We start from the raw sequence: 12996 nt of genomic DNA on the forward strand, positions 1-12996 counted from the left end.
ACGGAAAAGCGAGTGCCCGCGTGAGGCGCGGCGCGACATCATCCGCCCATGAGTGAAGCGGCGCAGACGGCACAGCAGGGCGCACGGCCATCGGAGCGGATCCCGGACGCGGAACGGCGCAAGCACCTCCGAGTTCGGCGCATCAGCGCATCCCGGAGCGCAGAGCGCACGCTGGGGCGCGCAGGCGGACAGCGCACGCTCCGCGAGCGGCTCGCGCTCCTGGAGCAGGCGGCGGACGTGTACGACCTGGACGAAGCCGCCGACATGTACGGCGACGGCGTCGTGGAGGCCCTGGAGGACAAGGTCGCCGGGCTGCTCGGCAAGGAGGCCGCCGCGTTCTTCCCCACCGGCACCATGGCCCAGCAGGTGGCCCTGCGCTGCTGGGCGGGCCGGACCGGGAACCCGGCCGTCGCCCTGCACGCGCTGGCCCACCCCGAGATGCATGAACGCGACGCCTTCAGCCAGGTCAGCCGGTTGCGCCCGGTCAGGGTGACCAGCGAGCCGCGGTTGCCGACGGCCGACGAGGTGCGCGGCCTCGACGAGCCCTTCGGGGCGCTGATGCTGGAACTGCCGCTCCGGGACGCCGGTTTCGTGCTGCCGTCCTGGGAGGAGCTCACCGAGGTCGTGGAGGTGGCGCGGGAGCGCGAGGCGGTGGTGCACTTCGACGGCGCGCGCCTGTGGGAGTCCACGGTCCACTTCGATCGCCCCCTGAACGAGATCGCGGACCTCGCGGACAGCGTCTACGTCTCGTTCTACAAGTCCCTCGACGGCTACGGCGGCGCCGCGGTCGCGGGCCCCAGGACGCTCGTCGACGAGCTGAAGGCCTGGCGGCACCGGTACGGCGGCACCGTCTTCCAGCAGTTCCCGACCGCGCTGTCGGCCCTCGTCGGCCTGGAGCGGGAGCTGCCCCGGCTGCCCGACTACGTGCGGCACGCGCGCGTGGTGGCCGGCGCGCTGCGCGAGGGGTTCGCGGCGGCCGGCGTGCCCTGGGCCCGCGTCCAGCCCGAGGAGCCGCACACCAATGAGTTCCAGCTCTGGCTGCCCTACGACGCCGATGTCGTCGCCGAGGCGGCGGTCCGGCACGCCGAGGAGACCAGGACGCTGCTGTTCTCCCGCCCCTGGGCCGCCCCCGGCCCGGGACTCGCGGTCACCGAGATCGACGTACGCGCGGCGGGCCTGACATGGACGGCCGAGGACGTACGCGCGGCGGTGGCGGAGTTCGTCGACCGTCTGAACAAGGAGATCAGCCGCTGGGCCGCAGCCAGCGGGTGAGGGCCCGGCGGAGCCGGCCTCCCACCGGGCGCCCTGCGAGAACGGCCCGGAAGCGGCGGTCGTCGCGCCACTCTCGTACGACCTGCCAGTCGTGCGTGCCGGGCGCGGGCGGGGCGGGCTCGCCGTGCTGCTGGGCCCGGTAAGTGTCGAGGAGGTACTGCTGGGTGATGCTCATGGCGGTTCGCCTCTTCGGGACGGGTGATGGGTCCGGCAGGCTCCGCGGCTGCCCCGGTCGGTCCTCCCAGCCTGCGCCGGTCGCGCGGCGAAGTCGCGTCGATTGACGGCGGACGTCAATCGAGGACGGCGTTGTCAGTGGCGGGGTGCACCATGAGGGCATGAGCGTGAGCATCGATATCGCGGGGCTGCGGCCGGAGAGGGTCGCCGTCGTGCCCTCGCCCCTGGCCGAGTTCGGCATGGCGCTGCACGCGCTGTCCGAGCCGGGGCACCATCCGGGCCTGCAGGGCTGGGTCACGAGCGTGACCGCGGGGCTCGACCCGCATCTGGCCGACCGGATGTGCGAGGCCGACTTTCTGTGGCGTACGACCTTCTCGGACCTGTTCCTGCCGTGCGCGGGCATACCCGGCGGGCCCACCCTCCCGGGCGCGACCCTCGCCGAGGAACTGGACCTGCTGGACAAGCTGACGGACGAGCAGTTCGTGGACGCCGCCCTGGAGTTCACCTGCGCGCTGCCGTACGCCACCCAGGGCCCCGCCGTGCTCGCCGACGCCGAACTGCGCCGCCGCGCCCTGGAACTCGCCGCCGCGCGCGGGCCCCAGCAACTGCGCTTCAGCAAGCGGCTGCTCGACGATCCGCCGCTGATCCGGGCCTGGCTGCGGCAGTTCCTGGAGGACTGCGAGGAGGCGTTCTTCGCCGACGTCTGGCACCGCCTGCGCCACCAACTCGCCGCCGACGCCCGGCACAAGACCGACCTGCTGCGGCACAAGGGACTCGCCGAAGCGCTGACCTCGGTGTCCCGGGCGGTCACGCTGGACGAGTCCGGCGGCCGGATCACCATCGACAAGCTGCGCCAGGGCCACACCGTCATCCGCGACCGCAGCCTGCTGCTCGTGCCGACGAGCCTGGGCTGGCCGCATCTGATGGTGCTGCACCGGCATGACTGGCAGCCGGTCCTGCACTACCCGGTCGGCTCCCCTGAACTCACCGCGCCGCCCTCCGTCGACCAACTGACCCTGCGGATGACCGCGTTGTCCCACCCAGTGCGCATGCAGCTGTGCCGCAACCTCGCCCGCAGCACCTACACCACGAGCGAGCTCGTACAGATCCACGGCTTGACCGCGCCCGAGATATCCCGGCACCTGGGCGTCCTGAAGAAGGCGGGCCTGATCACCACCCGCCGGCGCGGCCGGTACGTCCTGCACCAGCTGGACGTCACGGCGGTGGCCCGGCTGGGCAGCGACTTCCTTGAGGCGCTGCTGCGCTGACCGGCTCCGCTCAGCCCTGCCCGCCGGCCCGCACCAGACCGGTCTCGTAGGCCAGGACCACCACCTGCACCCGGTCCCGCAGCCCGAGCTTGGTCAGGATGCGGCCCACATGCGTCTTGACGGTGGCCTCCGACAGGACGAGCCGGGCCGCGATCTCGCCGTTGGACAGCCCCTGGGCGACCAGGATCATGACCTCGCGCTCACGGTCGGTGAGCCGGTCCAGCTCCTTGTGCTGCGGCTCGTTGCCGGTGCTCGGCAGCATCGGCGCGAAGCGGTCCAGCAGCCGGCGTGTGGTCGAGGGCGCCACCACCGCGTCGCCGCTGTGCACGGCGCGGATGGCGGCGAGCAGCTCGCCGGGCGGCACGTCCTTGAGCATGAAGCCGGAGGCGCCCGCCTTCAGCCCGGAGAAGGCGTACTCGTCGAGGTCGAAGGTGGTCAGGATCAGCACCTTCGGCGGATGCGGGTCCGAGCAGACGCGGCGGGTGGTCTCCACGCCGTCCAGCTTCGGCATGCGCACATCCATCAGCACCACGTCGACGGCGGTCTCGCGCAGCACCTGAAGGGCCTCGACGCCGTCGCCCGCCTCCGCGACGACCTCCATGTCCGGCTGGGCGGCGAGCACCATCCGGAACCCGGTGCGCAGCAGCACCTGGTCGTCGACGAGCATTACGCGGATCGTCATCGGGTCCTCTTCCGTGTCCGTCTACGGGGTCGTTACAGGTGTCAGCGCAGGGCACGCCCGGCCTCAGCGCACGGGTTTGAGCGGCAGCAGGGCACTGATGCGGAATCCTCCGCCCGGGCGGGGGCCCGCGTCCAGGGTGCCGCCGACCATGCCGACGCGTTCGCGCATGCCGATCAGGCCGTGGCCCTGGCCGTCGACGCCGCCCTCCTCGTACAGCTCGTGCGGGGCGCCCTTGCCGTCGTCCTCGACGAGCAGGCCGAGACCGTCGTCGAAGTAGACAAGACGCACGCTCGCACCCGCGTTCGGCCCGCCGTGCTTGCGCGTGTTGGTGAGCGCCTCCTGCACGATGCGGTACGCGGTCAGCTCGACCCCGCTCGGCAGCGGGCGCGGGGTGCCCTCGACCTTGAAGTCGACGGGCAGTCCGGAGGTACGGCACTGCTGGATGAGCTCGTCGATCTGCTCGACGTCGGGCTGCGGGAGGTACTCCCCGCCCTCCTGGTGCTCACCGGTGCGCAGCACGCCCAGCAGGCGGCGCATCTCGGCGAGGGCCTGGCGGCCGGTGGAGGAGATGGTCTCCAGGGCCTTCTTCGCCTGGTCGGGCGCGGCGTCGAGGACGTAGGCGGCGCCGTCGGCCTGCACCACCATCACCGACACGTTGTGCGCGACCACGTCGTGCAGCTCGCGCGCGATCCGGGCGCGTTCGGCGGCGACCGCGACCTTGGCCTGCGCCTCGCGCTCCTTTTCGAGCCGGCTCGCGCGCTCCTCAAGCTGCGCGAAGTACGCGCGCCGCGTGCGTATCGAGTCGCCGAGCACCCAGGCCAGCGCGAACGGCACCGACGTGAAGATCACGATCGCGACGGTGCCGAGGGCGCTCGACTCGTTCGCCGGCCAGCGCAGCTGGGCCAGGGGCGCCGCGCACAGGCCGACGCCGAGCGCCAGCCTTGAGGCCCAGCGGGCGCCGGTCGCGGCCACCGTGTAGGTGATCACCAGCATGGCGAAGTTCGCGGGCATGGTCTCGACGTCCAGCACCAGCTGCGCCACACCGAGCGCGCTGGCCAGGACCAGCATCTTCTCCGGCATGCGCCGGCGCAGCGCGATCACCAGGGACAGCAGCAGGGCGATCGGCACGGCGGCGATCGGGTAGTCGACGCGCTCCGCTTCCTGCTGCACGACCCCGGACACCACGGTGATCCCGAACACGAAGACGGCCCAGAAGCCGTCGACCCATGTCGGGTGCCTGCGGAGGAAGTCATAGAGGCGCTGCACGTAACCCAGCGTAGGGAAGCGTGACGTGTGCGGGGGTCAACCGGAGGACCGATCCGCGACGGGCGCGTGTACTCCGCAAGGTGGAGGCCCCGTTCCTCTGTGCACTTAGCCTGGGCCGGTGACGCGAGACGCTGGCGAGGAATGGCTGGGGTGGCGGGCGGCGGCTCAGGAGGCGCTGTACGGACCGCACGGCTTCTACCGCAGGCCCGAGGGCCCGGCCGGGCACTTCCGTACGTCCGTACACGCCTCGCCGCTGTTCGCCGAGGCCGTGGCCCGGCTGCTGTGCCGGGTCGACGAGGCGCTGGACAGTCCCGCGACGCTCGACTTCGTCGACATGGCCGCGGGCCGCGGCGAACTGGTCACCGCGGTCCTCGCCGCGCTCCCCTCCGACGTGGCCGCCCGCGCGCGCGGGTACGCCGTCGAGCTCGCCGACCGCCCGCCCGGTCTCGATCACCGGATCGAGTGGCTGCCGGAGCCGCCGCGAGGCGTCACGGGGCTCCTCTTCGCCAACGAATGGCTGGACAACGTGCCCGTCGACGTCGCCGAGGTGGACGCCGAGGGCGTCCCGCGCGTGGTGCTCGTACGGCGCGACGGGACCGAGCGCCTCGGCGAACCGGTCGCCGGCGCGGACGCCGAGTGGCTCGCACGGTGGTGGCCGCTGCCCCCCGAGGAGGGGCTGCGGGCCGAGATCGGGCTGCCCCGGGACGAGGCCTGGGCGGGGGCGGTCGGGGCCGTGGAGCGGGGGCTCGCGGTCGCCGTGGACTACGCGCACACGGCGGATGCGCGCCCCCTGTTCGGAACACTGACCGGCTTCCGGGACGGGCGCGAGACGGCGCCGGTCGCGGACGGGTCGTGCGATGTGACGGCCCATGTGGCGCTGGATGCGTGTGCGCGGGCGGGGGAGCGCGCGGGCACGGACACGGACGGGCGCACGGGCGAAGGGGGCGGGGCCGCGGGCCCGGAGGGCAATGAGCGCGCGGGCACGGACACGGACCGGCGCACGGGCGAAGGGGGCGGGGCCGCGGGCCCGGAGGGCAATGAGCACGCGGGCACCGAGACAGGCGTACGCGCGGGCTTGGGGGCGGTTGGTCGGGGGGGCGCGCGGGAGAGTGAGGGCACGGGCCGGCGAGGGTACGCGACCCCGCGCGAGCTGCCGCGCGCGCGCCTGCTTCTCCAGCGCGAAGCCCTGCGCGCCCTGGGCATCGCAGGCGCACGCCCCCCGCTCGCGCTCGCGACCACCCAACCCGCTGCCTACGTACGCGCCCTCGCGACCGCCGGCGAGGCCGCCGAGCTCACCGCCCCCGGCGGCCTCGGTGACTTCGGCTGGCTGCTGCAGCCGGTCGGCATTCCGGACGCGGCCCCGGCGCTCGGCGGCCTACTTGTCGATGTCCCCGACGACGAAGAACAGTGACCCCAAGATCGCCACCATGTCCGCCACCAGAGTGCCCGGCAGCAGCTCCACCAGCGCCTGGATGTTGTTGTACGAGGCCGAGCGGAGCTTGAGCCGGTACGGGGTCTTCTCGCCCTTGCTGACCAGGTAGTAGCCGTTGATGCCGAGCGGGTTCTCGGTCCACGCGTACGTGTGCCCCTCGGGCGCCTTCAGGACCTTGGGCAGCCGCTGGTTGATCGGTCCTGGCGCCAGTTCCGCGAGCCGGTCGAGGCAGGCGTCGGCAAGGTCGAGGGAGTTGTGGGTCTGCTCCAGCAGACACTCGAACCGGGCCAGGCAGTCGCCCTCCTGGCGGGTGACGACCTTGAGCGTGTCCTGGAGCTCCCCGTACCCGAGGTAGGGCTCGTCGCGGCGCAGGTCGAAGTCCACGCCCGAGGCGCGCGCGATCGGGCCACTCACGCCGTACGCGTGGACCGTCTCCGGCGCGAGGGCGCCCACGCCCCGCGTGCGCCCCCGGAAGATCTCGTTGCCGAGGACCAGGTCGTCGAACCGGTCCATACGGGAGCGCACATCGGCCACGGCGGCACGCGCGCGCGTGGCCCATCCCGCGGGCAGGTCCTCCTTCAGGCCGCCCACCCGGTTGAACATGTAGTGCATACGCCCACCGGAGACGTCCTCCATCACATGCTGAAGCTCCTCGCGCTCCGTGAAGGCGTAGAAGATCGGCGTGATCCCGCCCAGCTCCAGCGGGTACGAGCCCAGGAACATCAGGTGGTTGAGCACCCGGTTGAGCTCCGCGAGCAGGGTCCGGGTCCACACCGCCCGCTCGGGCACCTCCATGCCGAGCATGCGCTCGACGGCCAGGACGACACCCAGCTCGTTGGAGAAAGCCGACAGCCAGTCGTGGCGGTTGGCGAGCATGATGATCTGGCGGTAGTCACGCGCCTCGAAGAGCTTCTCCGCACCGCGGTGCATATAGCCGATCACCGGCTCGGCGCTGGTGATGCGTTCGCCGTCCAGGACGAGCCGCAGGCGCAGCACGCCGTGCGTGGACGGGTGCTGGGGCCCGATGTTGAGCACCATGTCGGTGCTCTCCGCGGCTCCGCCGATACCGACCGTGGTCTCCGTCGTAGGCATGGACACAGTCTCTCCTACGTAGGCTGACCATATGGAGACGGGGAGCCGGGAAAACGCGGCGCACAGCGGACAAACGGGGGCCGCTGCAGCGGAACACGAGCCGGTGTGGACCGGGCTGCCACCGGGGCTGCTGCGGATGCGTCGGCTGTTGCTGGTGGTGTGGCTGGGACTGCTGACCGTGGGCCTCGCCGTGCTTCTGGGCCTGCTCGCCGGCCCCGCCTGGGCCCTGTTCGCGCTGCTGCCCCTGGCGGTGGCGGTCTGGGGCTGGGTGATGCTCGGCCGCAACTGGCGCTCCTGGCGCTACGCCGAGCGCGCCGACGACTTGCTGATCAGCCGGGGCGTGCTGTGGCGCGAGGAGACCGTCGTGCCGTACGGGCGCATGCAGCTGGTGGAGGTCACCTCCGGGCCCGTCGAGCGGCACTTCGGTCTTGCCAGCGTGCAGCTGCACACCGCGGCCGCGGCGACCGACGCGACCATCCCCGGCCTCGACCCGGCCGAGGCGGAACGGCTGCGCGACCGGCTCACCGAGCTCGGCGGGGCCCGATCGGCGGGGCTGTGACGGCCTCGGGCGTCGACGACGCCGTACGGGAGAGGCCGCCCGTCACCGAGCGACGGCTGCATCCCGTGACGCCGCTCAGGCGGGCGTGGGCGCCGGTGGCCGTGGTGATCGGGTGGGCGGTGCACGATCCCGACCAGACGCAGCGCCATCTGACCCGGCTGACCACGACCACGCTGCTGCTCGCGATAGCCGTCGCCGTTCCGGCGGCCGCCCTGTACGGCTTCCTGACCTGGTGGTTCACGCACTTCGCGGTGACCGGCAGCGAACTGCGCATCCGTACCGGTCTGATGTTCCGGCGTACCGCGCACATCCGGCTCGAACGCATCCAGGCCATCGACGTCAGCCAGCCGCTCCTCGCGCGCGTGGCGGGCGTCGCCAAGCTCAAGCTCGACGTCGTCGGCACGGACAAGAAGGACGAGCTCGCCTTCCTGGGGGCAGAGGAGGCGCGTGCGCTCCGCGCGGAACTCCTCGCGCGCGCCGCCGGATTCGCGCCCGAGACGGCGCACGAAGTGGGCGAAGCTCCGGCGCGCGAGCTGCTGCGCACACCCCCACGCGAGCTCGCGCTCTCCCTCGTGCTGACGGGCGCCACCTGGGGCACCCTCGCCGCTGCCCTCGTCGTACCGCCGGTCCTCTGGTTCGCCACCCACAGCGTGTGGACGGTCCTCGCCACCGCCCTGCCCCTGCTCGGCGCGGCGGGCGCGAGCAGCGTGGGCCGGTTCGTCGCCGACTACGACTGGACGGTGGCCGACTCCCCCGACGGGCTGCGCATCGACCGCGGCCTGTTGGACCGCGTCCACGAGACGGTGCCGCCGGGGCGCGTGCAGACGGTGCGGGTCGTACGGCCGCTGCTGTGGCGGCGGCGCGGGTGGGTGCGGGTGGAGCTGGACGTGGCGGGGTCGTCGAACTCCGTACTGGTTCCGGTCGCCCCGCGTGAGGTCGCCGAGGCCGTCATCGCGCGCGTGCTGCCCGGGGTGACCGTGCCGCCGGAGTCGGCGCTGTCCCGGCCGCCGCGGCGCGCCCGGTGGTGCGTCCCCGTGTGGTGGCGGGGCTACGGCCTGGTCGTGACCGACGCGGTGTTCGCCGCGCACCAGGGGCTGCTGCGGCGGAGCCTGGCGCTGGTGCCGCACGCGAAGGTGCAGAGCGTACGGCTGGCGCAGGGGCCCTGGAAGCGTGCGCTGGGCATCGCCGACGTCCATGTGGACACCGGGGCCAACAAGACCGTGACAGCCCGCCTGCGGGACGCCGACGAGGCGGCTGAGCTGCTCAGGGCACAGGCGGAGCGGTCGCGGACGGGGCGGCGGGACGCACGGCCGGACCGCTGGATGACACAAGGGGCCGACCGTTAGGCCGACCCCTGGTTGAGTGCTCCCGGCGTCAGGACACCGCGCTGCGCAGCCCCTGTACGTCGATCTGTTCCGTCTCGTCGTGCGCCGTCAGGTCGATGACCTGGCCGATGCCCCGGGACTCCTCGTCCGCCGGCTTGAACTCCGCCTCCGACTCGGCCTTGTGCAGGGCGAGCGCCTCCTGGCCGACGACGTCGGCGAGGTCCTCGTTCTGCACGTCCTCCAGGCCGGGGGGCGTGCCCTCCTTGTGCGTACCGAAGAAGTCGAAGCCGCCCTCGACCCTCGGGCGCCGCGCGGGCGCCGACGGGGCGACGGCCACCGCGGTCGGCGCGACGAAGTGTCCGGCGGGCTGCTGGGAGGGCAGGGCCGGCTTGCCCGTGGTGGCGGCGGCCGCGTGCGCATGCTCCTGCCCGTCGGCCGCCTCGGGCTTCCCCTGCGCCTCGTCCTCCTGCGTGACCGGACCGCTCTTCACGGCCTGGTCGTCCGAGGAGCTGCCGTTCTGCGCGGGGATGTCGGCCTGCGCGTCGCCGGACTCCTGCGGCGGAGTGTCGGCGTGCGTCTTCGCGGGGCCGTCGGACTTGGCCGAAGCGTCGGCACTGACCGGCCCGTGAGCGGTCACCGGACCGTCGCCCTGCGGCTCGCCCTCCGTCTTCGGAGCGTCCTGCGCGTCGAACTTCGACAGCGCCGCCCGCGCCCGCAGGAACAGGCTCGACCCCTCCGGCGAGAAGACCGCGGGAGCCGTCGGCTCGGCCGGCTCGGTCTCGTTCTCGGCGGCCGGGGCTGCCACGGCCCCCGCCTCCTCCTCGGGAGCCGTCTCGGCGGCCACCGGCGCCGGCGGCAACGCGCGCGTGGGCGCCACCGCCTCTATCTCCAGCAGCCGACGGCCCTCCAGGGCGGTCGCGCGCTCGGTCTCGGCGGTGGCGTACCGCCGTAGCAGCGCCGCGTGTTCGTTGCGCAGCCCCGCGAGTTCCGCGCGCTTGGCCCGCAGCCGCTGCTCCAGCTTGCCGCGCAGCTCGCGCGACTCGTCGAGGTCCGTCTCCAGTTCGGCGACCCGCTCCTCGAAGCGCCACTCGTCGCTCGCACGCGCGCGTGTCAGATCGGCGACCCGCTTGCCGGCCTGGGTGTCCCAGCGGCGCATGACGACCGCGCCGACGACCGCCGTCGCCGCGGCGGCCGCGGCCAGGCCCCGGAGCACCAACGGCTCCGAGAACGCCCAGGGACCGAGCGCGCAGACGACGGAGACGCCTGCGATGGCCGACGGGGGCAGCAGCCTGTGCAAGGGCGGGGAATGGCGGTGACGTCCACGTGGCATGGCCAGAAACTTACCGCGCGTAGGCGAATCTTGGAGCCCCGCCCCGTAAAAACACAGCCATCCCGAAGCGTTCACGGAATTCGGAACCCAAACCAAGATCATTTATTACGGCCGCACAGTCGGGCCCGGCCCTCAACCGGCCCTCAGCCGCCCGCTCATCCACTGCAACGTCGCCGGAATCTCGCGCTGCCAGGTATGGAAGTTGTGCCCGCCGCTTTCCAGGATGATCGAGGAGATCTGCGTCAGCTTTGTGGCCTTCACGCGCGCTATGAACTTCAGCGTGTCCTTGTAGTTCGACTCACCGGCCTTACCGCTGCTGACGAGGAGTGAAGTGTCGGGCGCGGGCAGGCCCGCCCCCGCGGCGTACACCCCGGGGTGGTCCATGGCCAGCTTCAGCGCGCAGTAGCCGCCCGTGGAGTCGCCGACCACGCCCCAGTTGCCCGGCTCCCGGCCAACCCCACGTCCACGCACTCCGCGTCCGTCGGCGGCGCGACCGTGGGGCGCGTCATCACCAGGACCGCCGCGGGGAACGCGCGCGTGGCGATGTGCGACGTACGGCCCACAAGGTCGCCTTGCCCGGTCTTTCCACAGCCTTGAAACCGGCTTTGACGAGGTGAATGAAACCCCGACCCCCAAGACACCGTCCTAGAGGGCGCAATGTCGCCGGATGCCCGAATCGGCACCGGATCCAAGCTCTCTCGCGGAACCACGGGATGCGATGTCGGTCAGGACAGATGAGGAAGTGTCGGGCGGGGTTCCGCGGCGACCGAGCCGGGTACGCCGGCTGCTGCGCGGCTCCCGCCCCGAGGCGGTGCCCCTTCTCGTCGGCCGAGCCTGTGCTCTCGTGGGCCTCCTGGACATCGCCGCGGGCGTCTTCCCGCGCTTCCGGCACAGCCGTATGCACACCCTCGCCGAAGTGCTGCCGGGCGCACTCGGGCCGTTCGCGGCCGCCCTCTCGCTCAGCGCCGGCGTGCTGTTGCTGCTGCTCGCCCACGGCCTCAAGCGCGGCAAGCGCCGGGCCTGGCGGGCCGCCGTGGCGCTGCTCCCGGCCGGTGCCGTGGCCCAGTTCGCCTACCGCCACTCCCTGCTCGGCGCGGTCATCTCGCTCCTCCTGCTGACCGCCCTGCTGCGCCACCGCGACCAGTTCGCGGCGCTGCCCGACCCGCGCAGCCGCTGGCGGGCGCTCGCCAACTTCGTCCTCATGGGCGCCGGTTCACTGGCCCTCGGGCTCGTCATCGTCAGCGCCCACCCGAGGACTCTGGTCGGCAACCCGAGCCTGGCGGAGCGCATCACCCACGTCCTGTACGGCCTGTTCGGCTTCGAGGGTCCGGTCGACTACCAGGGCACCACCTCGTGGACCGTCGCCGTCTCCCTGGGCGCCCTCGGCCTGCTCACCGCCGTCACCACGATCTACCTCGCCTTCCGTCCCGAACACCCCGCCGCGCGCCTCACGGAGGAGGACGAGGCCCGCCTGAGGTGAGGGCCCTGCTGGACAAGCACGGCGGCCGCGACTCCCTCGGCCACTTCGCGCTCCGCCGCGACAAGGCCGTCGTCTTCTCGCCCAGCGGCAAGGCCGCGGTCACCTATCGCGTCGTCTCCGGGGTGATGCTCGCCAGCGGCGACCCCATCGGTGACGTCGAGGCCTGGCCGGGCGCCATCGAACGCTTCATGGACGTCGCCAAGGCCCACTCCTGGACCCCCGCCGTCATGGGCTGCTCCGAGACCGGCGGCGAGGTCTGGACCCGCGAAACCGGCCTGGACGCCCTCGAACTGGGCGACGAGGCGGTGGTGGACGTCGCGGATTTCTCGCTCACCGGCCGCGCGATGCGCAATGTGCGCCAGATGGTCAAGCGCATCGAGCGAGCCGGTTACGCAACCCGGGTACGACGCGTCCGTGACCTCGGCGAGGCCGAGCTCGACCGCATCCGCCGCGCCGCCGACGACTGGCGCGGCACCAACACCGAACGCGGCTTCTCCATGGCGCTCGGCCGCATCGGCGACACGGCCGACGGCGACTGCCTCATCGCCACCGCCCACCGGCAGGACGACCGGCCGGGCCCGTACGGCGACCTGAAGGCCGTACTCCACTTCGTGCCGTGGGGAACCGGCGGCGCCTCCCTGGACCTGATGCGCCGCGACCGCTCGGCCGACCCCGGCATGAACGAACTCCTCATCGTCGCCGCGCTCCAGGCGGCCCCGAGGCTCGGCATCGCGCGCGTGTCGCTCAACTTCGCGATGTTCCGCTCGGCGCTGGCACGCGGCGAGAAGATCGGCGCGGGCCCGGTGCTGCGCGCCTGGCGCGGGCTGCTGGTCTTCCTCTCCCGCTGGTTCCAGATCGAGTCCCTGTACAAGTTCAACGCCAAGTTCCGGCCGCGCTGGGAGCCGCGCTTCGTCGTCTACCGCGCCTCCGCCGACCTGCCCCGTATCGGCCTGGCCGCCATGCAGGCGGAGGGCTACGTCCGTCTCGCGCTCCCCCTTACGCGCCCCCTGCGCCGCCGCACCACACCCGCACGCCCTTGCGCCCACGCCACGACGGACACCACCGCCCGCGCGGCCTAACCCCGGACAGGTCCGGGCGGAAGCCCCCTACCCCCCG

The 12996-nt window shown here is 72.7% G+C and carries 10 protein-coding genes and 2 pseudogenes; 6 read left to right on the forward strand and 6 right to left on the reverse strand.

What is annotated here, in order from left to right; all coding sequences use genetic code 11:
* Positions 1 to 48: 48 nt before the first annotated feature.
* Positions 49 to 1272, forward strand: coding sequence for a beta-eliminating lyase-related protein (locus RMT89_RS15300; RefSeq protein WP_315884305.1), 1224 nt, complete (start codon positions 49 to 51; stop codon positions 1270 to 1272).
* Here RMT89_RS15300 and RMT89_RS15305 read toward each other — a convergent pair.
* The gene (locus tag RMT89_RS15305; RefSeq protein ID WP_315884306.1) at positions 1244 to 1447 is read right to left on the reverse strand and encodes a hypothetical protein; all 204 of its coding nucleotides are present in this window, start codon (positions 1445 to 1447) and stop codon (positions 1244 to 1246) included. The two genes, RMT89_RS15300 and RMT89_RS15305, sit on opposite strands and share 29 nt — an antisense overlap.
* A gap of 160 nt (positions 1448 to 1607) precedes the next feature.
* Between RMT89_RS15305 and RMT89_RS15310 the strand changes: the two genes are divergently transcribed.
* Positions 1608 to 2714 (forward strand): DUF5937 family protein, encoded by a 1107-nt coding sequence (locus tag RMT89_RS15310; protein ID WP_315884307.1) that lies wholly within the window; start codon positions 1608 to 1610, stop codon positions 2712 to 2714.
* Between the two features lie 10 nt (positions 2715 to 2724).
* On the opposite strand, the gene RMT89_RS15315 is transcribed toward RMT89_RS15310, so the two are convergent.
* Both RMT89_RS15315 and RMT89_RS15320 read right to left on the reverse strand, forming a co-directional pair.
* Positions 2725 to 3396 (reverse strand): response regulator transcription factor, encoded by a 672-nt coding sequence (locus RMT89_RS15315; RefSeq protein WP_315884308.1) that lies wholly within the window; start codon positions 3394 to 3396, stop codon positions 2725 to 2727.
* Between the two features lie 63 nt (positions 3397 to 3459).
* Positions 3460 to 4662, reverse strand: coding sequence for a sensor histidine kinase (locus tag RMT89_RS15320; protein WP_315884309.1), 1203 nt, complete (start codon positions 4660 to 4662; stop codon positions 3460 to 3462).
* A 118-nt stretch (positions 4663 to 4780) separates the two neighbouring features.
* On the opposite strand from RMT89_RS15320, the gene RMT89_RS15325 reads away from it, so the two are divergent.
* Positions 4781 to 6073, forward strand: coding sequence for an SAM-dependent methyltransferase (locus RMT89_RS15325; protein ID WP_315884310.1), 1293 nt, complete (start codon positions 4781 to 4783; stop codon positions 6071 to 6073).
* Here the strand turns inward: RMT89_RS15325 and RMT89_RS15330 are convergent.
* Positions 6038 to 7186, reverse strand: coding sequence for an NADH-quinone oxidoreductase subunit D (locus RMT89_RS15330; RefSeq protein WP_315884311.1), 1149 nt, complete (start codon positions 7184 to 7186; stop codon positions 6038 to 6040). The genes RMT89_RS15325 and RMT89_RS15330 overlap by 36 nt on opposite strands.
* A 31-nt stretch (positions 7187 to 7217) precedes the next feature.
* On the opposite strand from RMT89_RS15330, the gene RMT89_RS15335 reads away from it, so the two are divergent.
* A complete protein-coding gene (locus RMT89_RS15335; RefSeq protein WP_315884312.1) occupies positions 7218 to 7745 on the forward strand; it encodes a PH domain-containing protein in 528 nt (175 codons plus the stop codon).
* Positions 7742 to 9091 (forward strand): PH domain-containing protein, encoded by a 1350-nt coding sequence (locus tag RMT89_RS15340; protein ID WP_315884313.1) that lies wholly within the window; start codon positions 7742 to 7744, stop codon positions 9089 to 9091. Before RMT89_RS15335 ends, RMT89_RS15340 begins: the two co-directional genes overlap by 4 nt.
* Positions 9092 to 9119: 28 nt before the next feature.
* Here RMT89_RS15340 and RMT89_RS15345 read toward each other — a convergent pair whose 3' ends face one another.
* Entirely contained in the window at positions 9120 to 10400 is a 1281-nt protein-coding gene (locus RMT89_RS15345; protein ID WP_315884314.1) for a hypothetical protein, read from the reverse strand.
* A 132-nt stretch (positions 10401 to 10532) separates the two neighbouring features.
* Positions 10533 to 10918, reverse strand: a pseudogene (locus RMT89_RS15350) (esterase); the annotation flags it as partial.
* A 224-nt stretch (positions 10919 to 11142) separates the two neighbouring features.
* Here RMT89_RS15350 and RMT89_RS15355 point away from each other — a divergent pair.
* Positions 11143 to 12959, forward strand: a pseudogene (locus tag RMT89_RS15355) (phosphatidylglycerol lysyltransferase domain-containing protein).
* The last annotated feature ends 37 nt before the right edge of the window (positions 12960 to 12996 follow it).

Source organism: Streptomyces sp. P17, from assembly GCF_032436805.1.
Lineage (GTDB): Bacteria > Actinomycetota > Actinomycetes > Streptomycetales > Streptomycetaceae > Streptomyces.

Bases quoted from the DNA above. Each gene is read 5' to 3' on its own strand.
- RMT89_RS15300 (WP_315884305.1), top strand. From the start codon at position 49: ATGAGTGAAGCGGCGCAGACGGCACAGCAGGGCGCACGGCCATCGGAG.
- RMT89_RS15305 (WP_315884306.1), bottom strand. From the start codon at position 1,447: ATGAGCATCACCCAGCAGTACCTCCTCGACACTTACCGGGCCCAGCAG.
- RMT89_RS15310 (WP_315884307.1), top strand. From the start codon at position 1,608: ATGAGCGTGAGCATCGATATCGCGGGGCTGCGGCCGGAGAGGGTCGCC.
- RMT89_RS15315 (WP_315884308.1), bottom strand. From the start codon at position 3,396: ATGACGATCCGCGTAATGCTCGTCGACGACCAGGTGCTGCTGCGCACC.
- RMT89_RS15330 (WP_315884311.1), bottom strand. From the start codon at position 7,186: ATGCCTACGACGGAGACCACGGTCGGTATCGGCGGAGCCGCGGAGAGC.
- RMT89_RS15335 (WP_315884312.1), top strand. From the start codon at position 7,218: ATGGAGACGGGGAGCCGGGAAAACGCGGCGCACAGCGGACAAACGGGG.
- RMT89_RS15345 (WP_315884314.1), bottom strand. From the start codon at position 10,400: ATGCCACGTGGACGTCACCGCCATTCCCCGCCCTTGCACAGGCTGCTG.